This is a genomic window from Aquincola tertiaricarbonis (genome assembly GCF_000969605.1).
GTDB classification, from domain to species: Bacteria; Pseudomonadota; Gammaproteobacteria; order Burkholderiales; family Burkholderiaceae_C; genus Aquincola; species Aquincola tertiaricarbonis.
Genome location: NZ_JZUE01000010.1, coordinates 109308 through 130938, shown reverse-complemented (window position 1 = coordinate 130938; position 21631 = coordinate 109308). Strand labels below are relative to the sequence as shown.

At 70.0% G+C, this 21631-nt stretch carries 24 protein-coding genes; 11 read left to right on the top strand and 13 right to left on the bottom strand.

Going from position 1 to position 21631, the window contains the following annotated elements; genetic code table 11:
• The first annotated feature begins 1 nt into the window (after position 1).
• The gene (locus VO99_RS14160) at positions 2–1030 is read left to right on the top strand and encodes a polysialyltransferase family glycosyltransferase (protein ID WP_046113510.1); all 1029 of its coding nucleotides are present in this window, start codon (positions 2–4) and stop codon (positions 1028–1030) included.
• Here VO99_RS14160 and VO99_RS14155 read toward each other — a convergent pair whose 3' ends face one another.
• Complete coding sequence (locus VO99_RS14155; protein WP_046113509.1) at positions 1031–2053, bottom strand: glycosyltransferase family protein; 1023 nt, start codon at positions 2051–2053, stop codon at positions 1031–1033. It abuts the gene before it with no gap.
• 189 nt (positions 2054–2242) lie between these two features.
• Here VO99_RS14155 and VO99_RS14150 point away from each other — a divergent pair, with 189 nt between their 5' ends.
• Positions 2243–2566 carry a ComEA family DNA-binding protein gene (locus VO99_RS14150; RefSeq protein WP_046113508.1) on the top strand — a complete coding sequence of 108 codons (324 nt, stop codon included), beginning with the start codon at positions 2243–2245 and terminating at the stop codon, positions 2564–2566.
• A 26-nt stretch (positions 2567–2592) separates the two neighbouring features.
• Here VO99_RS14150 and VO99_RS14145 read toward each other — a convergent pair whose 3' ends face one another.
• A complete protein-coding gene (locus VO99_RS14145; RefSeq protein WP_046113507.1) occupies positions 2593–3066 on the bottom strand; it encodes a hypothetical protein in 474 nt (157 codons plus the stop codon).
• An 85-nt stretch (positions 3067–3151) separates the two neighbouring features.
• Positions 3152–6664: a DNA polymerase III subunit alpha gene (dnaE, locus tag VO99_RS14140; RefSeq protein WP_046113506.1), complete on the bottom strand. Its 3513-nt coding sequence runs from the start codon at positions 6662–6664 to the stop codon at positions 3152–3154.
• Positions 6665–6694: 30 nt separating this feature from the next.
• Here dnaE and VO99_RS14135 point away from each other — a divergent pair, with 30 nt between their 5' ends.
• Both VO99_RS14135 and VO99_RS14130 read left to right on the top strand, forming a co-directional pair.
• A complete protein-coding gene (locus VO99_RS14135; RefSeq protein ID WP_046113505.1) occupies positions 6695–7471 on the top strand; it encodes a sulfurtransferase in 777 nt (258 codons plus the stop codon).
• Positions 7468–8487 (top strand): alpha/beta fold hydrolase, encoded by a 1020-nt coding sequence (locus VO99_RS14130; RefSeq protein ID WP_052736327.1) that lies wholly within the window; start codon positions 7468–7470, stop codon positions 8485–8487. The genes VO99_RS14135 and VO99_RS14130 overlap by 4 nt, the downstream gene beginning before the upstream one ends.
• A gap of 10 nt (positions 8488–8497) precedes the next feature.
• Here VO99_RS14130 and VO99_RS29540 read toward each other — a convergent pair whose 3' ends face one another.
• Positions 8498–8674, bottom strand: a complete 177-nt coding sequence (locus tag VO99_RS29540; RefSeq protein ID WP_083440596.1) for a DUF3563 family protein — start codon at positions 8672–8674, stop codon at positions 8498–8500.
• Between the two features lie 155 nt (positions 8675–8829).
• Positions 8830–9552, bottom strand: coding sequence for a pirin family protein (locus VO99_RS14125; protein WP_046113504.1), 723 nt, complete (start codon positions 9550–9552; stop codon positions 8830–8832).
• A 93-nt stretch (positions 9553–9645) separates the two neighbouring features.
• On the opposite strand from VO99_RS14125, the gene VO99_RS14120 reads away from it, so the two are divergent.
• The 3 genes from VO99_RS14120 to VO99_RS14110 are packed head-to-tail and all read left to right on the top strand — an operon-like array spanning position 9646 to position 11953.
• Positions 9646–10638 (top strand): LysR family transcriptional regulator, encoded by a 993-nt coding sequence (locus VO99_RS14120; RefSeq protein WP_046113503.1) that lies wholly within the window; start codon positions 9646–9648, stop codon positions 10636–10638.
• A gap of 2 nt (positions 10639–10640) precedes the next feature.
• Positions 10641–11561, top strand: coding sequence for a tRNA glutamyl-Q(34) synthetase GluQRS (gene gluQRS / locus VO99_RS14115; RefSeq protein WP_046113502.1), 921 nt, complete (start codon positions 10641–10643; stop codon positions 11559–11561).
• Between the two features lie 35 nt (positions 11562–11596).
• Positions 11597–11953, top strand: coding sequence for an FKBP-type peptidyl-prolyl cis-trans isomerase (locus VO99_RS14110; protein WP_046113501.1), 357 nt, complete (start codon positions 11597–11599; stop codon positions 11951–11953).
• A gap of 65 nt (positions 11954–12018) precedes the next feature.
• On the opposite strand, the gene VO99_RS14105 is transcribed toward VO99_RS14110, so the two are convergent.
• Together VO99_RS14105 and orn are read right to left on the bottom strand one after the other, a co-directional pair.
• Positions 12019–13419: a DEAD/DEAH box helicase gene (locus tag VO99_RS14105; protein ID WP_083440595.1), complete on the bottom strand. Its 1401-nt coding sequence runs from the start codon at positions 13417–13419 to the stop codon at positions 12019–12021.
• 299 nt (positions 13420–13718) lie between these two features.
• Positions 13719–14297 carry an oligoribonuclease gene (gene orn, locus VO99_RS14100; RefSeq protein WP_046113500.1) on the bottom strand — a complete coding sequence of 193 codons (579 nt, stop codon included), beginning with the start codon at positions 14295–14297 and terminating at the stop codon, positions 13719–13721.
• A gap of 52 nt (positions 14298–14349) precedes the next feature.
• On the opposite strand from orn, the gene VO99_RS14095 reads away from it, so the two are divergent.
• Both VO99_RS14095 and rsgA read left to right on the top strand, forming a co-directional pair.
• A complete protein-coding gene (locus VO99_RS14095; protein ID WP_046113623.1) occupies positions 14350–15621 on the top strand; it encodes a M48 family metallopeptidase in 1272 nt (423 codons plus the stop codon).
• Positions 15618–16547 carry a ribosome small subunit-dependent GTPase A gene (gene rsgA, locus VO99_RS14090; RefSeq protein ID WP_046113499.1) on the top strand — a complete coding sequence of 310 codons (930 nt, stop codon included), beginning with the start codon at positions 15618–15620 and terminating at the stop codon, positions 16545–16547. The genes VO99_RS14095 and rsgA overlap by 4 nt, the downstream gene beginning before the upstream one ends.
• Before the next feature lie 12 nt (positions 16548–16559).
• Here the strand turns inward: rsgA and VO99_RS14085 are convergent, their stop codons facing one another.
• From VO99_RS14085 to rpsP, 6 genes are all read right to left on the bottom strand, one after another.
• Positions 16560–17549 (bottom strand): CobD/CbiB family protein, encoded by a 990-nt coding sequence (locus VO99_RS14085; RefSeq protein ID WP_046113498.1) that lies wholly within the window; start codon positions 17547–17549, stop codon positions 16560–16562.
• Between the two features lie 24 nt (positions 17550–17573).
• On the bottom strand, positions 17574–18266 hold the full coding sequence (locus VO99_RS14080) for a CoA pyrophosphatase (protein ID WP_046113622.1): 693 nt from the start codon (positions 18264–18266) through the stop codon (positions 17574–17576).
• A gap of 78 nt (positions 18267–18344) precedes the next feature.
• Positions 18345–18698 (bottom strand): 50S ribosomal protein L19, encoded by a 354-nt coding sequence (gene rplS / locus VO99_RS14075; protein WP_046113621.1) that lies wholly within the window; start codon positions 18696–18698, stop codon positions 18345–18347.
• 111 nt (positions 18699–18809) lie between these two features.
• Positions 18810–19565: a tRNA (guanosine(37)-N1)-methyltransferase TrmD gene (trmD, locus tag VO99_RS14070; protein WP_046113497.1), complete on the bottom strand. Its 756-nt coding sequence runs from the start codon at positions 19563–19565 to the stop codon at positions 18810–18812.
• A 13-nt stretch (positions 19566–19578) separates the two neighbouring features.
• Positions 19579–20139, bottom strand: coding sequence for a ribosome maturation factor RimM (rimM, locus tag VO99_RS14065; RefSeq protein ID WP_046113496.1), 561 nt, complete (start codon positions 20137–20139; stop codon positions 19579–19581).
• A gap of 17 nt (positions 20140–20156) precedes the next feature.
• On the bottom strand, positions 20157–20405 hold the full coding sequence (rpsP, locus tag VO99_RS14060; protein ID WP_046113495.1) for a 30S ribosomal protein S16: 249 nt from the start codon (positions 20403–20405) through the stop codon (positions 20157–20159).
• 203 nt (positions 20406–20608) lie between these two features.
• Here rpsP and VO99_RS14055 point away from each other — a divergent pair, with 203 nt between their 5' ends.
• Together VO99_RS14055 and VO99_RS14050 are read left to right on the top strand one after the other, a co-directional pair.
• The gene (locus VO99_RS14055) at positions 20609–21148 is read left to right on the top strand and encodes a GNAT family N-acetyltransferase (protein WP_046113494.1); all 540 of its coding nucleotides are present in this window, start codon (positions 20609–20611) and stop codon (positions 21146–21148) included.
• Positions 21149–21155: 7 nt separating this feature from the next.
• A complete protein-coding gene (locus VO99_RS14050) occupies positions 21156–21599 on the top strand; it encodes an NINE protein (protein WP_046113493.1) in 444 nt (147 codons plus the stop codon).
• Positions 21600–21631: the final 32 nt, after the last annotated feature.

The following is a 21631-nucleotide window of genomic DNA, read 5'->3' as shown; positions in this document are numbered from 1 at the left end:
CATGGCCACCGTCGCCGTCTATTTCGTCGCCTCGCCGCTGCAGTACCTGGCGGCGCGGCAGATCGCGCGCACGCATGAGGCGGGCCACCGCCAGGTGCTGGTGTGGTACCAGCCGGGCGTCGGCCCCATCGTGCGGCAGGAGGACTGGGACGCCGCCGTCTACCTGCCCTGGCCGCGGCTGAAGCCGCTGCCCGGCCCCTTCGGTCGCCACCGCCGGCTGCGCGAGAACATCCGCCTGGTGGCCGATGCGGTGGGTCGGGCCGACACGCTGCACCTGCACAGCGCGGTGTTCGACACCGAGGCGATCAACTACTTCCTGCATGCGCTGCCACGGGCCACCGGCGCGCGCCAGATGCGCGCGCGCATCCTGCCCGACGGCCTGATCAGCGTGCGGCGCTATCCGCTGTCGCGCGGCAAGCGGCTGCTGCAGCACCTGCGGCGGCTGCGCCGGCTGGCAGCGCCGGAGCTGCGCTTCACGCCGTTCGCGGGCGACCGCATCGGCTCCGACGCGCCCTTCTGCGACCGCATCTACGTGCTGCCCGGCATGCCGCATGAATACCCGGCTGCCAAGGTGGTGACGCTGGCGCCCATCGCCGGCCCGGTATCGCCGATCGCCACGGCCGGCCTGCGCCGCCGCGCGCTGGTGATCGGCCAGCCGCTGGTGGGCGCGGGCCTGCTGGCCGAGGCCGACCTGCCGGTGCTGTCGGCCGCGGTGCGACAGTGGCTGCGGGACCGCGGCATCGAGGAAGTGCTCTACAAGGGCCATCCCAAGGACCCCAACCGCGAGCTGTCGGCCCCGGGCGACGAGGTGCTGGTGCTGGACGAGCCGCTGGAGCTGTGGATGTCGCGCCAGCATTTCAGCGCCGTGGTGGGCGTGCGCTCCACCGCCCTGCTGTTCGCGCGCCAGGTCTACGGCGCCGACACCGAGGTGGTGGCCATCGGCTGGGACAAGGTGCGCTTCAAGTCCGACCAGGAACGGCGCGACATGCAGCGCACCTTCGAGCAGGTCGGCGTGAAGGTGCTGGGCTGATCAGCCGCTGACGAAGCGCAGCCACTGCGCCGCGAACAGGTCGACATCGCTCAACGGCCGCAGCCGCTGCGCCAGGCCCTCGCTCAGGCGCGCGCGTTCGGCGGGCTGCAGCGCATGGCGCAGCTGCTGCAGCCACTCGGCCTGCGTCGTGGCGAACAGCACGCCGGGCACTTGCAGCCGCAGCACGTCGCCCAGCGGCGTGGCCACCGTCGGCACGTCGAAGAAGCCGGCCTCGATGGTCTTGAGCGCCGACTTGCCGCGGGTGAACGGCGTGTCCTCCAGCGGCGCGATGTTCAGCCAGCTGGCGGCCACGGCCGCCGGATAGTCGCCGAACGGCAGCTTGGCCACGCGCTCCAGGCGCGGGTGCTGCAGCGGCGTGTCAAGCCGGCCCACCACGCGCACTTCCAGGTCGGGCATCTCGTCGAGCAGCTGCTGCAGCGCCGGCGCCACCAGCGCGAAGTCGCGGTCGTGGGTGCTGGTGCCGCTGAAGTAGGTCAGCACGCGGCGGCTGGCCCGCGGCAGCTGCAGCGCGCGCCAGCTGCGGTGCACCGCGTTCGGCACCACCGCGCAGGGCATGTCGGGCAGCAGCGGCCGCAAGCGGTGCTGCAGCTCGTCGGTGGAAACGGTCACACGGTCGAACAGGGCCAGGGCCGCCAGCGCCCTGGCGAACTTGCCCTCCGTCTTGCGCAGGCTGGCGCTGCCGGCCAGCACCGAAGGCCGGTAGGCGGCCGCCGCGGGGTCGAAGTTCAGGTCGTCGGTATCGGCCACCACGCGGCAGCCGCGGCGGCGCAGCATCGCCAGCGCCAGCCGCAGGCGCCAGGACCGCGAGGGCCGCAGGAACACCGCCACGTCGGGCCGGTCGGGGCGCAGCAGCAGTTCGTTCAGGTGCAGCAGCCGCACCTCGTGGCCCATCGCACGCAGGGCCAGGCCCAGGTTCTCGCAGCGGTAGATGAAGGAGGCGTCCTGCCGGAAGAAGCGGCGGCGCGGATGGTCGGAGACGAAGCAGATCTGCAGGGGCGGCATGGCCGGCGCACTGTAGCTGCTGCCGGCCTGTCAAGCGGGCGATGGGCCGCCGGCGTGATGGATCTGGCGGCCGCGCGGGCTCTTGCGGGTGCACCCTGCTGCGGGATTCACGGCAGCCTTGCGGCGCACGAACACGCAAGAGGGCCGGCAGTGCGTCGCGGCCCTCAACCCTTCGCAAAGGATCTGCCCATGTTCGCTCCCCTCAAGTCCCTGGCTGCCGCGCTGGCGGCTGCCGTGATGTGTGTCTCCGCCTGGGCGGCGGTCGACGTCAACAAGGCCGACCAGGCGCAGCTGGAAACGGTCAAGGGCATCGGGCCCGCCATGTCCTCGCGCGTGCTGGAGGCCCGCAAGACGGCGCCCTTCAAGGACTGGAACGACCTCATCGACCGGGTGCAGGGCATCGGCCCGGCCAAGGCCGGCAAGCTGTCGGCCGAAGGCCTGACGGTCAACGGCGCGGTGTTCGCGCCGCCCGGGGCCACCGCGGCCGCCAAGCTGGTGACCGACAAGAAGTAGCTCGCACCGCCGGCGCGCCGGTGGCTTCAGTCGCGGCCATGGCCCTTGCCATGGCCGTTTCCCTTGTCGTTTCCATGACCGTGGCCCTTGCCGGGGCCCTTGTCATGGTGCTTGCCGGGGCCACGGTCGTCGTCGCGGCCGCCGGGCTGGCCGTGCGGCCCGTCGCGCCGGTCGACATGCTGGTGGTACCAGTCGTCCCGCACGAAGTACACCGGCACGCCGCAGGCGTTGTAGCGGCCGCAGTGCTTGGCCCAGTTCTTCTGGTGGCCCGGCGGCACCCACATGTACACCGGCGGCGGCTGGTAGCCGCGCTGCACCGGCTGCACCCACACCGGCTCCGCCAGCACCACCTGGGGCTGCGGGAAGCGGCCGATGTCGATGCGGCCATAGACACCCGGCTCGCTGATGGTGACGGACACGCCGACGTCGGCCGCGCCCGCGGACGCCGCGGCCAGCAGGCCGGCAGCCGCCAGCGCCAGGCCGGCAGAGAGCTTGTTCATGGAGACTTCCTTCTTGAAGATGAGACAGCGCAGGGCACCCCGGCCTGCGGCCACTGCCGTGCCCGCGGCGGGGGCCGGCGCCTGATCAGGTGGTTTCCGCGTCGTACACCACGGTGGCGCCGCCGGGCACGCTGCGCAGCCAGCGCTCGAGCGCCGCGTCGCTGGGGAAAAACCTGCCCGCGTCGCCCAGGTCGACCACGCCCACCGCCTGCTCGCGCTGCAGCGCCAGCCGCACCGGCAGGCCCTGCAGCCGCTCGCCTTCCTCGGTGACAAGGCGGCGCGCCGGAAACTCCTGCACCAGCGCGGCCAGCGGCTGCAGCGCGTCCAGGCCCGCGCTGCCCAGCTTCACCTGCAGGTAGCGGCCGAAGCGGCAGCGCGCGGTGGGCAGGTCCCAGACCTGCTGCACGTTCAGCCGCAGGCCGCCGCTGAAGCGGTCGGGCTGCACCCGGCCCTGGATCACCAGCAGTTCGTCGTCGCGCAGCAGTTCCTTGTTCGCGTCCAGCGTCTTCTCGTCGGCCACCGCCTCGATGAAGCCGCTCTTGTCGTCCAGCTTGAAGATGGCCACGCGGCCGCGGTTGCCGTTGACGATGCGCAGGTCGCCGACGATGCCGGCCACCACCTGCGGATCGCGGCTGTCGCCCAGGTCGGCGATCTCGCGGCGCACGAACTGCCGCACCTCGGCCTCGCTCTGGTCGAACATGTGGCCCGACAGGTAGAAGCCGATGGCCGTCTTCTCCAGCGTCAGACGCTCCTTCACGCTCCAGGGCTCGGCGGGCACCAGCGGCGGCTCCTGCGTGCTGCTGCCGTGGGAATCGTCGAAGTCGAACAGGCCGCCCTGGTCGGCATGCGCGGCCTGGGTGTCGGCCCAGTCGAGTGCCAGGCTCACGCTGGCCAGCGCGCTGGCGCGGTCGGCATGCAGCTTGTCGAAGGCGCCGGCCTTGATCAGCGCTTCCACCACGCGCTTGTTGATGCGCTGGCGGTCCACCCGGGCGCAGAAATCGAACAGGCTGCGGAACGGCCCGCCCTGCGCGCGTGCGGCCACGATGGCCTCGATCGCGCCCTGGCCGGTGCCCTTGATCGCACCCAGGCCGTAGCGCACGGTCTTGTCGTCGATCGGCTCGAAGCGGTAGGTGCCGCTGTTGACGTCGGGCGGCTCGAAGCGGATGTCGAAGTTGGTCTGCGCGTCGTTGAGCAACACCTTCAGCTTGTCGGTGTCGTCGGTCTCGATGCACATGTTGGCCGCGAAGAACTCGGCCGTGAAATGCACCTTCAGCCAGGCCGTGTGGTAGGCCAGCAGTGCGTAGGCCGCGGCATGGCTCTTGTTGAAGCCATAGCCCGCGAACTTCTCCATCAGGTCGAACACCTCGTCGGCGGTCTTGCCGTCGATGCCCTTGGCGGCCGCGCCCTCGCGGAAGATCTCGCGGTGCTTGGCCATCTCCTCGGGCTTCTTCTTGCCCATGGCCCGGCGCAGCAGGTCGGCGCCGCCGAGCGAGTAGCCGCCCAGCACCTGGGCTGACTGCATCACCTGCTCCTGGTAGATCATCACGCCGTAGGTCTCGGCGAGCACGCCTTCCAGCAGCTTGTGCGGGTACACCACCTCCTCGCGGCCGTGCTTGCGGGCGCAGAAGCTGGGGATCAGGTCCATCGGGCCCGGCCGGTACAGCGCCACCAGCGCGATGATGTCCTCGAACACGCTGGGCCGCGCATCGCGCAGCATGCGCTGCATGCCGGGCGATTCGAACTGGAACACCGACTCGGTCAGGCCGTCGGAGAACAGCTTGTAGGCCCGTGCGTCGTCCAGCGGAATCGTCTCGTACGCGAAGTCCTTCTTCGCCGGATGCCGGCGCACGATGAACTCCTTGGCCGTCTCCAGGATGGTGAGCGTGGCCAGGCCCAGGAAGTCGAACTTCACCAGGCCGATGGATTCGACGTCGTCCTTGTCGTACTGGCTGACGGCCGAGTCGCTGCCCGGCTGCTGGTACAGCGGGCAGAAGTCGGTGATCTTGCCCGGCGCGATCAGCACGCCGCCGGCATGCATGCCGATGTTGCGCACCATGCCTTCCACGCGGGCGGCCAGGTCGAGCAGCGCGGCCACTTCCTCTTCGGCGGCTTCGCGCTGTTCCAGCTCGGGCGCCTCCTTGCGGGCGTAGATCACGCCGCCATCGGGGTTCTCGGGCACCTTGGCCAGCGTCACCGTCTTGCCGGGCGGCGCCGGGATCAGCTTGGCGATGGAATCGACATGGCCATAGCCCATGCCCAGCACCCGGCCCACGTCGCGCAGCGCGGCCTTGGCCGCCATGGTGCCGAAGGTGGCGATCTGGCTCACCGCGTCCAGCCCGTACTTCTGCTTGACGTAGTCGATCACCCGGTCGCGGTTGCCCTGGCAGAAGTCGATGTCGAAGTCGGGCATCGAGACCCGTTCCGGGTTCAGGAAGCGCTCGAACAGCAGGTTGTAGCGCAGCGGGTCGAGGTCGGTGATCGACAGCGCATAGGCCACCAGCGAGCCGGCGCCAGAGCCGCGGCCCGGGCCCACCGGGCAGCCGTTGTTCTTGGCCCAGGTGATGAAGTCCGACACGATCAGGAAATAGCCCGGAAAGCCCATCTTCAGGATCACGTCGATCTCGAAGTCCAGCCGCTCCACGTAGCGCGGCCGCTCGGCCTGGCGCCTGGCTTCGTCGGGGTAGAGCTGGCGCAGCCGGTGCTCCAGGCCTTCCAGCGACGCCGCGCGGAAGTGCTGCTCGATCGGGATGCCGCCGGGCGTCGGGAAGTCGGGCAGCCGCGGCTTGCCCAGCACCAGGCTCAGGTTGCAGCGCTGGGCGATGCGCACGGTGTTGGCCACCGCGCTGGGGATGTCCGCGAACAGCGCCTCCATCTCGGCCTGCGACTTGAAGTACTGCTCTCGGCTGAAGCGCTTGACGCGCCGCGGGTTGGCCAGCGTCTCGCCCTCGGCGATACACACCCGGGCCTCGTGTGCCTCGAAGTCGTCGGGCGTGGCGAACTGCACCGGATGCGTGGCCACCACCGGCAGCTTCAGCCGCGCGGCCAGCGGCACGGCCACCCGCACATGCGGCTCGTGCAGCGGCAGGCCGGCGCGCTGCAGCTCGATGTAGAAGCGGCCGGGAAAGGTGGCGGCCAGCCGCTCGGCGATGGCGGCGGCGCGGGCCTCGTCGCCCGCCAGCAGCGCCTGGCCGACGGCGCCGGCATCGCCGCCGGACAGCGCGACGAGCCCGCCGTTCAGCTCGGCCAGCCAACTCCACTTCACCCAGGCCTGCGCCCGCTGGGTGTTGCCCGTCCAGGCGCGTGACAGCAGCTGGTTGATGTTCAGGTAGCCCTGCGAGTCCTGCGCGATCAGCAGCAGCCGGCTCGGCTGCTTCTCCCCGCTTTCGGGCTCCATCCACACGTCCACGCCGATCAGCGGCTTGACACCCGCCTTGCGGCAGGCCGAATAGAACTTGACCGTGCCGAACAGGTTGGACAGGTCGCTGATGCCCAGGGCCACCTGGCCGTCGGCGCGGGCGCCCTGGGCCGCCTCGTCGATGCGCAGGGTGCCGTCGACGACGGAGTATTCGGTGTGGATGCGGAGGTGGACAAAAGGCATCGCGGGATTGTAGGCAGCGCCCCTCCTAGAATGCCCGCCGTGCAGCCTTCCACACCTTCCGTCCTGAATGCCTCGGCCTACAAGTTCGTCACCCTCGACGACCTGCCTGCCCTGCGCGACCGCCTGCATGAAGCCGCCGCTTCCCTGGGCCTGAAGGGCACCGTGCTGCTGGCCGAGGAAGGCATCAACCTGTTCGTCGCCGGCCCCATCGACGGCCTGCGCGCCTGGCTGGCACAGCTGCGCGCCGACCCGCGCTTTGCCGACCTGGCGCACAAGGAAAGCTTCAGCGACAAGACGCCCTTCCGCCGGCTGCTGGTGAAGGTCAAGCGCGAGATTATCCGCATGAACCAGCCGGCCATCCGGCCGGAGGCGCGGCGTGCGCCCTCGGTGCCGGCCAAGACCCTGGCCCGCTGGCTGGACCGCGGTACCGACGACGAAGGCCGCCCGGTGGTGATGCTGGACACCCGCAATGCCTTCGAGGTGAAGGCCGGCGCCTTCGAGCACGCCATCGACTGGCAGCTGCGCCGCTTCAGCGACTTTCCGAAGGCCCTGGCCACGCATGCACCCGAGCTGGCCGGCAAGACGGTGGTGAGCTACTGCACCGGCGGCATCCGCTGCGAGAAGGCCGCGCTGGCGATGCAGGAAGCCGGCATCGAGCACGTCTACCAGCTTGAAGGCGGCATCCTCAAGTACTTCGAGGAGACCGACGGCGCGCCGCACTGGCGCGGCGGCTGCTTTGTGTTCGACGAGCGTGAGCTGCTCGACGCCACCCTGGCGCCCCAGGCGGCGCCCGACGCCACACCGTGAAGCGGGGCCCGGCCGATCCGCCATCGGCCGCCGGCAGCTGGGCGCTGCGACTGCTGGGCGGGCTGCTGATCTGCACGGCGCTGGCGGTGTCCCTGTCCCGCGCGCCCGACCGCGCGCCCGAATCCCTGGTCGCGCGCTGGGCGCCGCCACCCTCGCAGTTCATCGAACTGGCCGGCCAGGTGGTGCACCTGCGCGACGAAGGCCATCCGCAGGATCCGCTGCCGGTGCTGATGCTGCACGACCTCGGCAACAGCCTGCACACCTGGTCCGCCTGGGCGCCGCGGCTGGCGCGCCAGCGGCGGGTCGTCAGCGTCGACCTGCCAGGCGCCGGCCTCACTGGCCCGCAGCCCGAGGCCGACTACCGCCTGTCCACCCAGGCGCGCTTCGTCCTGGCGCTGATGGACCGGCTGCAGCTGCGGCAGGTGCAGCTCGTCGGCCACGGGCGCGGTGGCGAGGTGGCACTGGAGCTGGTGGCTCAAGCACCCAGCCGTGTGGAACGGCTGCTGCTGCTCAATCCGGGCAGCGGTCCGATCCTGGCGCGGCGGACGCCGCCGCTGTTCCTGGTGGCGCGGCTGCCGGTGCTGCACTGGTTGGCGGAATCGCTGCTGCCCCGGGCGCTGGTGCAGGCGCACCTGGCGGCCCTGGTGGCGCGGCCCGATCGGCTCAGCGCCGAGCAGGTCGACCGCCATTTCGAGCTGCTGCTGCGCGAGGGCAACCGCCGCGCGCTGCATGAGCAGCTGCTGCAGGTGCAGGCTGAGGCCCATGCCCAGGGCGCAGCCGCCGCGGGTGGCAACGGCAGTCCGGCGCAGAATGCGACCCGCCAACTGCCAACGCCGATGCCGGTGCAGGTGATGTGGGGCCAGCAGAACCGCTGGATGCCGGGCGATCGGGCCGCTCGGGTCACCGCGTCCATCCCGAACGCCGTGCTGGTGCGCCTGCCGGAAGCCGGCCACCTGCCGCAGGAAGAAGACTTGCCCAGTGCGCTGGATGCAGCGCGGGCCTTCCTGGGCGCTTGAAGCGGGAAACTCAGGCCGTGCCGTGCGACATCAGGCCGCCCCACTGCGGGTTCATGCGGCGGTCGTCCAGCTCGCGCATGCGGCGCTCCAGGTCGTAGATGTCGACCGACTCGGCCAGGTAGGCTTCGTCCAGGGCGGCGGGTTCGGGGCGCATGAGGTCATGCAGCATTTCGATGATCTTGGTCATTACTATCTCTCTTTCGACTCAGCAAGAGGGTCGGTCTAAGTGCTAACCCTTAGACCTAGTGTAAACCCTAGGTCAAACCCTTGCCGGCGGAGGTGTGGGGCGTTTGCCTCACTGCTTGGCCCACTGCGCCGGCGACAGGGGGAAAGCGCACGGTTTCAAGGAGCCAGCTCGAACACCAGCACCTCGGCATCGCGGCCGTTGGCCAGCGTCAGCAGCGACTCGCCTTGCAGCTGCGCCGCGTCGCCGGCCTGCAGCGTCAGGCCGTTCACCTCCAGCTGGCCACGGGCCAGGTGCACATAGGCCGGGCGCGCCGGGTCCAGCGCCAGCTGCGCCCGCTCGCCCGCATCGAACAGCCCGGCGTGGATGCGTGCGTCGGCATTCAGCGTCACCGCGCCGTCTTCACCGCCGGGCGCCGCCAGCAGCCGCAGCCGGCCGCGTTTGCTGTCGGCGTCGAAGTGCTTCTGCTCATAGCCAGGCGGCAGGTTGCGACGCTCGGGCAGCAGCCAGATCTGCAGGAAGTGCGTCGTGCCGTCCTTCGAGTGGTTGAACTCGCTGTGGCGCACGCCGGTGCCCGCGGTCATGCGCTGCACGTCGCCGGGCCGGATCACGCCACTGTGGGCGCCGCTGGCGGTGCCGTTGCCCATGCTGTCCTGGTGCGCGAGCGCGCCGTCCAGCACGTAGCTGACGATCTCCATGTCCCGGTGGCCGTGGGTGCCGAAGCCGGTCCCGGGCGCCACGCGGTCCTCGTTGATCACCCGCAGGTTGCCCCAGCCCATGTGCGCCGGGTCGTGGTAGTCGGCGAACGAGAAGCTGTGGTGGCTCTTGAGCCAGCCGTGGTCGGCATAGCCCCGGTCTTCGCTCTTGCGCAGGGTGATCATGGTGCGGACTCCTTGTGTGAATCCAATGTAGGAGCCGCGGCCCGCCGCTCCAGCCGGCCTTGCTTGAAGCGTCCATTCAAATAAGATGAAGGCATGCCCGACCGCCGCAGCGCCCTCACGCCCGATGCCCTGACGATGATGGACACCATCGGCCGGCTCGGCAGCTTTGCGGCCGCCGCGCGGGAGCTGGGCAAGGTGCCTTCGGCGCTGACCTACAGCGTGCGCCAGCTGGAAGACGCGCTGGACGTGCTGTTGTTCGACCGCCGTTCAGGCCAGGCCCGGCTGACCGCCGCGGGCGAGGAGCTGCTCAACGAGGGCCGCCGCTTGCTGGCCGAGATGGACGCAGTGGCCAACCGGGTCAAGCGCGTGGCCACCGGCTGGGAGTCCTCCCTCACCATTGCGGTGGATGGCGTGATCTCCCGCCTCACCATGTTCGAATTGTGCGAATCCTTCTTTGCGATGCGCCCCGACGACGGCCAGGGCGGGCCGGGCACGCGGCTGCGGCTGCGCACCGAGGTGCTGGCGGGCACCTGGGAAGCGCTGGTGTCGGGCCAGGCCGACCTCGCGATCGGGGTGGGCACCGGGGTGGCGCCGCCGCAGGGCATCGCGATGAAGCCGCTGGGTGGCATGGACTTCGTGTTCACCGTGGCGCCGCACCATCCGCTGGCGGCAGTGGAAGGACCGATCAGCGATACCGAGCTGATCCGCCACCGCGCGGTCGCCGTGGCCGACTCGGCGCACCGCCTGTCCCCGCTGACGGTGAACCTGCTGCCCGGGCAGGACGTGTTCACCGTGGCCAGCACCCAGGCCAAGATCGAGGCGCAGATCCGCTGCCTGGGCTGCGGCTTCCTGCCCGAGCCCTTGATCCGCGAGCATGTGAACGCCGGCCGGCTGGTCATCAAGCCGGTGCAGCGCGAGCGCAGCCAGGTGCTGCTGGGCTACGCCTGGCGCACCACCGCCGCGCCGCAACCCAGGAAGGCGCCGCAGGGCCTGGCGCTGGCCTGGTGGCTGGAGCAACTGGAAAGCCCGGCCACCCGCCTGGCGCTGCTGGAGCGGCACATGGGCCTGCCGCAGCGGGTGGACTGACGGTGGCCGCCGGCCCCGGCGCCGCAGCGGCCTACCGCGGCCGCTTCGCGCCCTCGCCCACCGGCCTGCTGCATGCCGGGTCGCTGGTGGCCGCGCTGGCCAGCTGGCTGGACGCCCGCGCGCACCGCGGCGCGTGGCTGGTGCGCATCGAGGACGTGGACACGCCCCGCTGCGTGGCCGGTGCCGACCACGCCATCCTCGACCAGCTGCAGCGCCTGGGCCTGGTGGCCGACGAAGCGCCCTGGTGGCAATCCCGGCGCGGCGACGCCTATGCGGCCGCCTTGCAGGCGCTGCAGGCGGCCGGTGCGGTGTATCCCTGCGGCTGCACCCGCAAGCAGATCGAAGCCGCGCTGGCGGCGGCCGGCCACCCGCCCGAGCGCTTCGGCGAGCTGGTGTACCCCGGTACCTGCCGCCAGGGCCTGAACGGCAAGCCGGCCCGCGCCTGGCGGGTGCGGTGCGGCACCGAGGCGCAGCCGCTGCACATCGGCTGGCATGACCACCGCCTGGGCGACGCGCACCAGGACCTCACGCACGAGGTGGGCGACTTCATCGTGCGCCGGGCCGACGGCCTGTGGGCCTACCAGCTGGCGGTGGTGGTGGACGACGCGGCGCAGCGCATCAGCGACGTGGTGCGCGGCGAGGACCTGGCCGACAACACGCCGCGCCAGATCCACCTGCAGCGGCTGCTGGGCCTGCCCACGCCGCGCTACCTGCACACGCCGCTGGTGCTGGCGCCGGACGGGCACAAGCTGTCCAAGCAGAACGGGGCCGCGCCGCTGGCGCTGGGCGCGCCCGGGGAGGTGCTGCAGGCGCTGCGGCAGGCCGGCCAGGCGCTGGGCCTGCCACCGCTGGCCGCCGCCCACCGTGACGCCTGGCTGGCCGAAGCCACCGCAGCCTGGGCGCGCATCCACGGGCTGGCATGATGTGGGGCTGACAACACAAGAAGGACGCTCCGATCATGGTCACCACCTCCTCCGGCCTGCAGTACGAAGACACCGTGCCGGGCACCGGCGACGAAGCCCGCGCCGGCCAGCATGTCACCGTGCACTACACCGGCTGGCTGCATGACGCTGCCGCCCCCAACCAGCGCGGCCGCAAGTTCGATTCCAGCAAGGACCGCAACGACCCGTTCCAGTTCGGCCTCGGCCAGGGCATGGTCATCCGCGGCTGGGACGAAGGCGTGCAGGGCATGAAGGTCGGCGGCACGCGCGTGCTGACGATCCCCGCCGACCTGGGCTATGGCGCCCGCGGTGCCGGCGGCGTCATTCCGCCGAACGCCACGCTGGTGTTCGAGGTGGAGCTGCTGGGCGTCTGACGCACCGGCCCTGCCAAAGAAAAAGGGCTCGCATTGCGAGCCCTTTCTTCATGGCCGGAGCGCGATCAACGCTGGCGCGGCGACGACTTGAAACCGCCGCCGTTGCGCGGGCCGCCGAAGGCCGGACGGTCGCCGCCACCCGAGCGGAAGCCGCCCTTGTTGAACGGACGACCACGCGGGCGGTCGCCACCGGCGCCACCACCGAAGCCACCTTCACGGCGCTGCGTGAACAGGCGCGGGGCGGGCTTCTGCGGCTCCAGGCCGGCGATGGTCGCCACCGGGATCTGCTGGGTGGTGAACTGCTGGATGCGGCGGATCATGCCGGCGTCCGGCGCCTCGGCCAGCGTGATCGCCAGGCCATTGCGGCCGGCACGGCCGGTACGGCCGATGCGGTGCACGTAGTCCTCGGCCTTCATCGGCAGGCCGTAGTTGATCACGTGGCTGATCGTCGGCACGTCGATGCCGCGGGCGGCCACGTCGGTGGCGACCAGCACGCGCAGCTGCTTGTTGCGCAGGCCCTGCAGCACGCGGGTGCGGCGGCCTTGCGGCATGCCGCCGTGCAGCGAGGCGACATGGTGGCCCATGTCGGCCAGGCGGTCGGCCAGCCAGTCGGCATCACGCTGGGTGCTGGTGAACACCACGGCCTGCTCCATGTCGCGCTCCGACAGGATCTGGTCCAGCAGCGCATTCTTGTGCTGGCCGTTGTCGGCCCAGTGCAGGCGCTGCTCGATGTTCTCGTGCGTGTCGGTGTGCGAGGCGACGTCGATCGTCTGCGCATCGTCGCGCAGCAGTTCGGCGGCCAGGCGGCCGACGTGGCCGGCGAAGGTGGCGCTGTACATCACCGTCTGGCGCTCTTGCGGCAGCGATTCGGCGATGTGGCGGATGTCGTCGATGAAGCCCATGTCCAGCATGCGGTCGGCTTCGTCCAGTACCAGCATCTCGACGTTCGCCAGGATGGCCTTGCCGCTGGCCATGTGGTCCATCAGGCGGCCAGGGGTGGCGATCAGCACGTCCAGCGGGCCGCGCAGCGCCTTCAGCTGGGCGCCGTAAGGCACGCCGCCGACGATGGTGGCCACGCGCAGGCCCTGCACGTGGGTGCCGTAGGTGGAAGCGGCCTTGGAGACCTGCATCGCCAGTTCGCGGGTGGGCGTCAGCACGAGGATGCGCGGGCCGTGGACCACGCCCTTCTCGCGGCGCTTGCCATCGCCGCGGGCGGCCAGCACGCGGGTCAGTGCCGGCAGCACGAAGGACGCGGTCTTGCCGCTGCCGGTGCTGGAGGACACGCGCAGGTCCTGGCCGGCCAGCGCCGGCGGAATCGCGCGGCCCTGCACTTCGGTCGGGGTGGTGTAGCCGGAATCGGCCACGGCGCGCACCAGGGCGGCATGCAGGCCCAGGGTGGCGAAACCGTTGGTCTCGCCGTCGCCCGCGGGAATGTCGGCTGCGGGGGTGTTGGCTTCAGTGAACATGGAACTCTTTCTCTTCTCTCGGCGCGCAGCACAAAGCTTGCGCGGGCTGCACGGACGGTGCAGCCGGGTCAGGTCGCAGCAACAGGAACGCTCGACGGGCAACTCTGAGTGAGTGCCGCACAGTGACAAACGGGCCCAAGCGACGGCATCGCCGCCGACCCGCGCCCCGAGAGGGGCTTCCGGGCAGATTGCCCGGCCACAGAGTCAGTGGGGATGAACGAAACGGCTGGCAGCAACCACCAGCCGAAGCGCGGATTCTACTGTGAATCCGGGTTTTTACCAAGCACCCCGCTGCAATTTCACGCCGGGTCGACGGAAAGCAGGTGATTGCGGTAATACGCCAGCTCGTCTATGGACTCGTGGATGTCGGCCAGGGCGGTGTGCGCCTGCGCCTTCTTGAAGCCACCCAGGATCTCCGGCTTCCAGCGCTTGGCCAGTTCCTTCAGCGTGCTGACGTCCAGGTTGCGGTAGTGGAAGAAGGCTTCCAGCGCCGGCATGTAGTTGGCCAGGAAGCGGCGGTCCTGGCAGATGGAGTTGCCGCACATCGGGCTCTTGCCGGCGGGCAGGTACTGCGCAAGCCAGGCGATGACCTCGGCCTCGGCATGCGCCTCGTTCACGGTGGAGGCCTTGACCCGCTCGGTCAGGCCGCTGCGGCCGTGCGTGCCCTTGTTCCAGGCGTCCATCGCGTCCAGCGTGGCGTCGCTCTGGTGGATGGCGAACACCGGGCCTTCGATGCGCACCTGCAGCTGCGGATCGGTGACCACCACCGCGATCTCGATGATGCGGTCGGTGGTGGGAAAGAGACCGGTCATCTCGAGGTCGATCCAGATCAGGTTCTGGTCGCTCTTGGCGAGGCTGGGAGTCGTGGTGTCGGTCATGGCACGGCGGGTCTGGGAAAGCGGTCGATTGTCGCAGCCCTACACTTCGGCCATGCAAGCCCTCCTGCTGTCTCTGCTCTTCGCCGCCGCACTGCTGGCGTCGATGGGCGTCAAGTTCTGGCTCGCATCGCGCCAGATGCGCCACGTGGCCGCACACCGCAACGAGGTGCCCGCCGATTTCGCCCGCACGGTGACCCTGACCGCCCACCAGCGCGCGGCCGACTACACGCTGGCCAAGGGCCGCGTCGGCCTGCTGTCCACGGCGTTTTCCACGCTGGTGCTGCTGGGCTGGACGCTGCTGGGCGGGCTGGATGCGCTCAACGGCTGGCTTCTGGAAGCGGTGCAGCCGCGCTGGGGCGACATGGCCTACCAGCTCAGCCTGCTGGTGGCCTTCGCGCTGGTCGCTGGCGCGCTGGACCTGCCCTTCGACCTGTACAACACCTTCCGCATCGAGCAACGCTTCGGCTTCAACCGCATGACCTGGCGCATGGTGCTGGGCGACATGCTCAAGGGCCTGGCGGTGGCAGCGGTCATCGGCCTGCCGCTGGCGGCCCTCATCCTGTGGATCATGGGCGCCACCGGCAGCCTGTGGTGGCTGTGGGCCTGGGCCGCCTGGACGGGCTTCCAGCTGCTGCTGCTGGTGCTGTATCCCACGCTGATCGCGCCCCTGTTCAACAAGTTCGAGCCGCTGCCCGACGAATCGCTGAAGGCGCGGGTGCAGTCGCTGATGCAGCGCTGCGGCTTCGCGGCCAAGGGCCTGTACGTGATGGATGGCAGCCGCCGCTCCGCCCATGCCAATGCCTACTTCACCGGCCTGGGCGCGGCCAAGCGGGTGGTGTTCTTCGACACGCTGCTGTCCAAGCTGTCGCCCGGCGAGGTGGAAGCGGTGCTGGCGCACGAGCTCGGCCACTTCAAGCACCGGCATGTGCAAAAGCGCATGGCGGTGATGTTCGGCCTCAGCCTGGCCGGCTTGGCGCTGCTGGGCTGGCTGTCGCAGCAGGCCTGGTTCTATACCGGCCTGGGCGTGCAGCCCAACCTCGGCGCGCCCAACGATGCGCTGGCGCTGCTGTTGTTCCTGCTGGCGCTGCCGCCCTTCACCTTCCTGCTGGCGCCGCTGACGGCGCGCAGCTCGCGCAAGCACGAGTTCGAGGCCGACGCCTACGCCTGTGCACAGGCGAACGGCCGCGACCTGGCGAGTGCGCTGCTCAAGCTGCATGAGGACAACGCCTCCACGCTGACGCCCGATCCGGTCTACGTGCGCTTCTACTATTCGCATCCGCCCGCCACCGAGCGGCTGGCCGCACTGCGGCTGCACGGCGCATGACGGCCGCTTCCCGACGCGCCGAGCACGACACCGGCCTCATCGTCGCCGCCCACGGCCGCCACTTCATCGTCGAGACGCCGGAAGGCCGGCGCCTGACCTGCCATCCGCGCGGCAAGAAAAGCGACTGCGTGGTGGGCGACCGCGTGCGCTGGATGCCCACTGGCTCCGGCGGCGACGACGAAGGCGTGATCGAGAAGATCGAGCCGCGGCGCAACCTGCTGTTCCGGCAGGACGAGTGGAAGACCAAGAGCTTCGCCGCCAACCTCGACCGCATCATCGTGCTGGTGGCGGGTGATCCGATGTTCAGCGAGTCGCAGCTCACGCGCGCGCTCATCGCCGCCGAGGCGGCGGAGATCGACGTCTGCGTGGTGCTCAACAAGGCCGACCTGCCGCAGGCGGCGCTGGCCCGCGAGCGCCTGGCGCCCTACCGGGCCATGGGCGTGGAGGTGCACGACAGCTCCATCAAGCACGATGCCGAAGGCGCCCGCGCCCTCTTCGCGCCGCTGCTGGCCGGCCGCACGACGCTGGTGCTGGGTCCCAGCGGCACCGGCAAGAGCACGCTGATCAACCTCATGGTGCCCGAGGCCGCGGCGCAGGTGGGCGAGATCTCCACCGCGCTGAATTCAGGCCGCCACACCACCACCACCACGCGCTGGTACTGGGTGGACCGTGACGCCGGCACGGCGCTGATCGACTCGCCGGGCTTCCAGGAATTCGGCCTGCAGCAGATCGACGTGCAGCGCCTGCCGCGGCTCATGCCCGACCTGGCGGCGCACCTGAGCGAATGCCGCTTCTACAACTGCACCCATCGCCAGGAGCCGGGCTGCGGCGTGCGGGCGGCGGTCGAGCGCGGCGAGATCAGCCCCTCACGCTGGCGCATCTACGGCGAGCTGTTCGACGAGCTCTCGCGCAGCAGCCACCGCTGACCGCAGCGGGCTTCAGCCCAGCACGTTGGCCAGCGACAGCAGCGCCACCAGCAGCATCCACAGCACCACCGATCGCCACACCAGGCCCACCAGGCTGTGCAGGTGGCCCAGCTGCGGCGGCAGGCCGGGCGTGGTGCCCTGGGCGCGCACCGCCTCGGGATCCACGCCGCTCTCGAAGGTCTTGGAGCGGTCCGGCGTGATGCCCGGCGCCCAGCCGCCACCCAGCTGCACGTTCAACGCCCCGGCGGCGGCCGACAGGATGATGCCTTCGTTGACATGCAGCCACAGGCCGGCGTCGCGCCGCCACACATTGATGGCTTCCTCGAAGTTGCCGACCACCGCGAAGCCGAAGGCCGTCAGTCGCGCCGGCACATGGTCGATCAGCGAGAACATGCGCTGCGAGATCTCGCGCAGCCGGTCGTTCGACGGCGCCTGCAACGCACGCTGCTTGTAGGCCCAGTAGCGGCTGGCGAATTCGGCCATGCGGTACAGCACCGCCCCCGCCGGCCCCAGGCCGAAGGCCGAGAGCACGATGAAGCAGAAGAACACGCCCAGGACATGCCGGTGCGCGGCCAGCAGCGAATGCTCGATCACGTGGCGCATCAGCTCTGTGCGCGGCAGCTCGCTGGCGTCCAGGTGGCGCCACTCGGCCAGCAGGCGCCGCGCCTCGTTCTCCTGGCCGCGGTCCAGTGCGTCGCGGATGTCGGTGAAGTAGTGGCTGAACTGCCGGAAGCCCAGCGTGAGGTACAGCGTGGCCACGTTGAAGGCCAGTGCCAGCAGCAGGCTGTAGTGGGCGATGGCGGCATGCAGGCCCCAGGCCACCAGGGCGGGCGCGATCACGGTCACGCCCCACACCACCCAGGCGTGATGGGCCTTGCCCGCGTCGAAGTTGCGACCGCTCCAGCCGACCCAAGAGATCAGCGAATCGTGCACCCAGTTGTCACGCGGCAGCGGCTTGAGCTGTTCGATCAGCAGCGCAAAAAGGACGGCGAAGAAACTCATCGCCGGCGATGATAGCGACGACAACTACGCTGCCAGAAAGCGATAGAGGTTGCGCAGCATGGAGGCTGTTGCGCCCCAGATGAAAAACGCCTGCTGCCGGCCATCGGCGGCCGGTCCTTCCCAGTGCATCGACAGGAAGTGGCGTTCGTGGCCCTCGTATTCGAAGCGGTGCCGGCGGTGGTTGGCCGGCGTCATCAGGAAGGCCAGCGGCACCTCGAAGGCCTCGGCCACCTCGAACGGATCCAGCGTCAGCTCGAACCCGGGCCGCACCAGGCCCACCACCGGCGTGACCACGAAGTTGGTGACGGTGCTGTAGGGATGCAGCAGGCCCATCACCTCCACATGCTGGCGCTGCAGGCCCACCTCCTCCTGCGCCTCCCGCAGCGCGGTGTCGACGGCGTCGGCGTCGGTGGGCTCGGCGCGGCCGCCCGGAAAGCTCACCTGGCCCGCATGGTCGCGCAGGTGCGCGGTGCGCTGCGTCAGCAGCACCGACAGGCCCTGCGGCCGGTCCACCAGCGGCACCAGCACCGAAGCAGCGGCCGGCGCGCGCTCGGACTGGCCGCCGTCACCCGTGAACTCGGGCGTCCAGCCGCGGGCCTCGGCGAAGCGTTCGCGCAGCGCTGAAGCGGTGAGCAAGGCCGGGTCGATGGGCGGCAGTGCATCGTCGATGGCGACGATGGGCACGGCCCGGGGGTCTCGGATGATCGGTCGGGGCATGGCGTCGGCGAGCATAGGCTGCAAACGACAAAGCCGCCCGAAGGCGGCTTTGCGAGGCGGTGAGGACCGCGGCGACGATCAGGACAGCTTTTCCTTGATCCGTGCCGACTTGCCCGAGCGCTGGCGCAGGTAGTACAGCTTGGCGCGGCGCACGTCGCCGCGGCGCTTGACTTCGATGCTGGAGATCAGCGGGCTGTACAGCTGGAACGTACGCTCCACGCCTTCGCCACTGGAGATCTTGCGCACGATGAAGCTGCTGTTCAGGCCGCGGTTGCGCTTGGCGATGACCACGCCTTCATAGGCCTGCACACGCTTGCGGGTGCCTTCGACCACGTTGACGCTGACGATCACCGTGTCGCCCGGCGCAAAGGCCGGAATGGTCTTGTTCAGGCGAGCAATTTCTTCTTGCTCGAGGGTTTGGATCAGGTTCACGAAATTCTCCAGGTGATCTTGCCGGCGCGTGGTGTTCGTGTGCGGTGCCGGGCCCACGAGGGTGGGCCTGCCAGCACCGCGCCCGGTAGAGGATCGGTGAAAAGCCTGCGATTATATGCCGAGACTCGACAGGTAATGCTCGTCGGCCTTCGACAGCCGTCCTGCGGCCCGTGCGGCCTCGATGAGCTCCGGTCGCCGGCGCGCGGTGAGCTCCAGCGAACGCTCGCGCCGCCAGCGTGCGATGTGCGCATGGTGGCCCGACAGCAGCACCGCCGGCACCGGCACCTCCTCGCCGTCGTGCAGCCAGCTCTCGGGGCGGCTGTAGTGCGGGCAATCGAGCAGGCCGTCCTCGGAAAAGCTGTCCTGCTGGTGCGAGGCCGCGTCGTTCAGCACGCCGGGCTGCAGGCGGGCAATGGCATCCAGCAATGCCATCGCCGGCAGCTCTCCGCCGGACAGGACGAAGTCCCCCAGGCTCAGCTCGACATGCGGATGGCGGTCGAGAAAACGCTGGTCGATGCCCTCGTAGCGGCCGCACAGCAGCACGGCGCCGGGCCCGGCAGCCATCTCGCGCACCAGTGCCTGCGTGATCGGCCGGCCGGTGGGCGAAAAGTGGATCAGCGGCACCGCATCGCCGCGCTGCTGCCGAACATCGGCCAGCGCACGCGCCAGCGGGTCGGCCAGCATCACCATGCCGGGGCCGCCACCGAAGGGCCGGTCGTCGATGCGGCGGTAGGTCCCTTCCCCGTACTCGCGCAGCGGCCACAGGCGCACGTCCACCAGGCCGGATTCATACGCGCGACGGCTCACGCCCAGCGACAGCTGCGGGGCGAACAGTTCGGGAAACAGCGTGAGCACGTCGAAGCGCATGGCGTTCGGCGGCTCAGTAGTCCAGGCCCCAGTCGACGGTGATGCGGCGGGCGGGCAGGTCGACCTGGTCGACATAGGCGTCGACGAAGGGGATGAGGCGCTCGGAAGCCTCGGCTTCGGTGTCGGCCGGCACGCCGGCCGACCGCACCTTCAACACACTGTGCGGGCCGGTGCTGAGCAGGTCGGACACCACGCCCAGCTGCACGCCTTCGCGATTGACCACGTCCAGGCCGATCAGGTCGACCCAGTAGTACTCGTCGTCGTCGGGCGTGGGAAAGCTGCTGCGCGAGACGAACACCTGCGCGCCCTTGAGTGCCTCGGCGGCATTGCGGTCGGGCACTTCCTGGGCGGTGGCGACGACGGCGTCGCCCTGCTCGCGGGCGCCGGTGATCTTCAAGAGCCGGTGACCCGGTTCGATGAACCAGCGCCGCGAGGAGAACAAGGCCTTGGGATCGGACGCATAGGGCAGCACCTTCAGCGCGCCCTTGACCCCCCAGGGCCCCAGGATCCGGCCGACCTCCACCGCATCGTCGGGCCAGGCGGGATCGCCGGGCGCGTGGGCGGTGGTGTCCATCGGCCGGTATCCCGGACTCAAGCGGCGGTCTTTGCGTTGCCGACCAGGCGCTCGACGGTGGGCGACAGCTGGGCGCCGACGCCCTTCCAGTACGTCACGCGGTCGTGCGCGACGCGCAGCGACTCGGCGGCGCCGGAAGCCACGGGGTTGTAGAAGCCCACGCGCTCGATGAAGCGGCCGTCACGGCGCTCACGCGAGTCGGCGACGACGATGTTGTAGAAGGGGCGCTTCTTTGAGCCGCCACGGGCCAGACGGATGACAACCATTGTGTTTCCTCGGAGATTCCTGCGAATCGACCGCCTCACCGGGGAGACACCACCAGGTCTGGCAATCGTTGAAAGGCGCCGCTTGCGAAGACTGCAAGCCGGGCACCACGGTTCGGTTCTGTAGATACGCCAAAAGCAGCCAGCGGGCTTGCACCCGACAACCACCGGCCAGCGCCGAAACCGCGCATTATAAACTGTTGCGCATGACCAATCTGTTGATCCGTGCCAGCGCGGCGCATGACCTGCCGGCCATCACGGCCATCTACCAACATGCGGTGCTGCACGGTACCGGCACCTTCGAGCTGGAAGCACCCGACGAAGCCGAGATGGCCAAGCGGCGCGAGGCGGTGCTGGGCAATGGCCTGCCCTGGCTGGTGGCCGAGCGCGACGGCCAGGTACTGGGTTATGCCTATGCCAACTTCTTCCGGCCCCGCCGCGCCTACCGCTTCTGCCTCGAGGACTCGATCTACCTGCACGAGCAGGCGCGGGGACAGGGCGTGGGCAAGTTGCTGCTGGTGGAGCTGATGGCCCAGTGCGAGGCCCGCGGCGCGCGGCAGATGCTGGCGGTGATCGGCGATTCGGCCAATGCGGGCTCGATCGGGGTGCACCGCAGCTGCGGCTTCGAGCACACCGGTGTGTTCAAGGCCTCGGGCTGGAAGTTCGGCCGCTGGCTGGATGTGGTGCTGATGCAGCGCGCGCTGGGCGGGGGCGATGCCACGCCGCCCACCGACTCCGACGATTAAGCCGGCGATGGTCAGCTACAAGTCGAAGACGCTGGCCACCTGGCTGGCCCTGTTGCTGGGCAGCCTGGGGCTGCACCGTTTCTACCTCCATGGCTGGCGCGACCGCTGGGGCTGGTTCTACTGCGTGCCCACGCTGCTGGGTGTGCACGGCCTGCAGCGGGTGCAGGAGTACGGGCTGGACGATCACGTCAGCTGGGTGCTCATTCCGCTGCTGGGACTGATGGTGGCGCAGGCGATGCTGACCGCCATCCTTTACGGACTGACGCCGGACGAGCGCTGGGATGCCCGCCACAACCCGGGCCAGCCGGTGCATCCCACCCGCTGGGCGCCGGTGCTGGGCGCGGTGGCGGCCCTCCTGATCGGCGCCGGCGTGCTGATGGCCACCATCGCCTTCAGCGGCCAGCGCTACTTCGAATACCAGGTGGAAGAGGCGAAGAAGATCAGCCAGTAGATGTTGGCACCCGGTCCGGCGCCTGCGGCGCC

What these genes read in the sequence shown, in the direction of transcription:
- rpsP (WP_046113495.1), bottom strand. Translation starts at nt 20,405, where the DNA reads ATGGTTGTCATCCGTCTGGCCCGTGGCGGCTCAAAGAAGCGCCCCTTC.
- VO99_RS14145 (WP_046113507.1), bottom strand. Translation starts at nt 3,066, where the DNA reads ATGAACAAGCTCTCTGCCGGCCTGGCGCTGGCGGCTGCCGGCCTGCTG.
- dnaE (WP_046113506.1), bottom strand. Translation starts at nt 6,664, where the DNA reads ATGCCTTTTGTCCACCTCCGCATCCACACCGAATACTCCGTCGTCGAC.
- VO99_RS14160 (WP_046113510.1), top strand. Translation starts at nt 2, where the DNA reads ATGGCCACCGTCGCCGTCTATTTCGTCGCCTCGCCGCTGCAGTACCTG.
- VO99_RS14080 (WP_046113622.1), bottom strand. Translation starts at nt 18,266, where the DNA reads ATGCCCCGACCGATCATCCGAGACCCCCGGGCCGTGCCCATCGTCGCC.
- rsgA (WP_046113499.1), top strand. Translation starts at nt 15,618, where the DNA reads ATGACGGCCGCTTCCCGACGCGCCGAGCACGACACCGGCCTCATCGTC.
- VO99_RS14050 (WP_046113493.1), top strand. Translation starts at nt 21,156, where the DNA reads ATGGTCAGCTACAAGTCGAAGACGCTGGCCACCTGGCTGGCCCTGTTG.
- VO99_RS14135 (WP_046113505.1), top strand. Translation starts at nt 6,695, where the DNA reads ATGCCCGCCGTGCAGCCTTCCACACCTTCCGTCCTGAATGCCTCGGCC.
- VO99_RS14155 (WP_046113509.1), bottom strand. Translation starts at nt 2,053, where the DNA reads ATGCCGCCCCTGCAGATCTGCTTCGTCTCCGACCATCCGCGCCGCCGC.
- VO99_RS14095 (WP_046113623.1), top strand. Translation starts at nt 14,350, where the DNA reads ATGCAAGCCCTCCTGCTGTCTCTGCTCTTCGCCGCCGCACTGCTGGCG.
- VO99_RS14105 (WP_083440595.1), bottom strand. Translation starts at nt 13,419, where the DNA reads ATGTTCACTGAAGCCAACACCCCCGCAGCCGACATTCCCGCGGGCGAC.
- trmD (WP_046113497.1), bottom strand. Translation starts at nt 19,565, where the DNA reads ATGCGCTTCGACGTGCTCACGCTGTTTCCCGAACTGTTCGCCCCGCAG.
- VO99_RS14110 (WP_046113501.1), top strand. Translation starts at nt 11,597, where the DNA reads ATGGTCACCACCTCCTCCGGCCTGCAGTACGAAGACACCGTGCCGGGC.
- VO99_RS14125 (WP_046113504.1), bottom strand. Translation starts at nt 9,552, where the DNA reads ATGATCACCCTGCGCAAGAGCGAAGACCGGGGCTATGCCGACCACGGC.
- rimM (WP_046113496.1), bottom strand. Translation starts at nt 20,139, where the DNA reads ATGGACACCACCGCCCACGCGCCCGGCGATCCCGCCTGGCCCGACGAT.
- VO99_RS14055 (WP_046113494.1), top strand. Translation starts at nt 20,609, where the DNA reads ATGACCAATCTGTTGATCCGTGCCAGCGCGGCGCATGACCTGCCGGCC.
- orn (WP_046113500.1), bottom strand. Translation starts at nt 14,297, where the DNA reads ATGACCGACACCACGACTCCCAGCCTCGCCAAGAGCGACCAGAACCTG.
- VO99_RS14085 (WP_046113498.1), bottom strand. Translation starts at nt 17,549, where the DNA reads ATGAGTTTCTTCGCCGTCCTTTTTGCGCTGCTGATCGAACAGCTCAAG.
- VO99_RS14120 (WP_046113503.1), top strand. Translation starts at nt 9,646, where the DNA reads ATGCCCGACCGCCGCAGCGCCCTCACGCCCGATGCCCTGACGATGATG.
- VO99_RS29540 (WP_083440596.1), bottom strand. Translation starts at nt 8,674, where the DNA reads ATGACCAAGATCATCGAAATGCTGCATGACCTCATGCGCCCCGAACCC.
- VO99_RS14150 (WP_046113508.1), top strand. Translation starts at nt 2,243, where the DNA reads ATGTTCGCTCCCCTCAAGTCCCTGGCTGCCGCGCTGGCGGCTGCCGTG.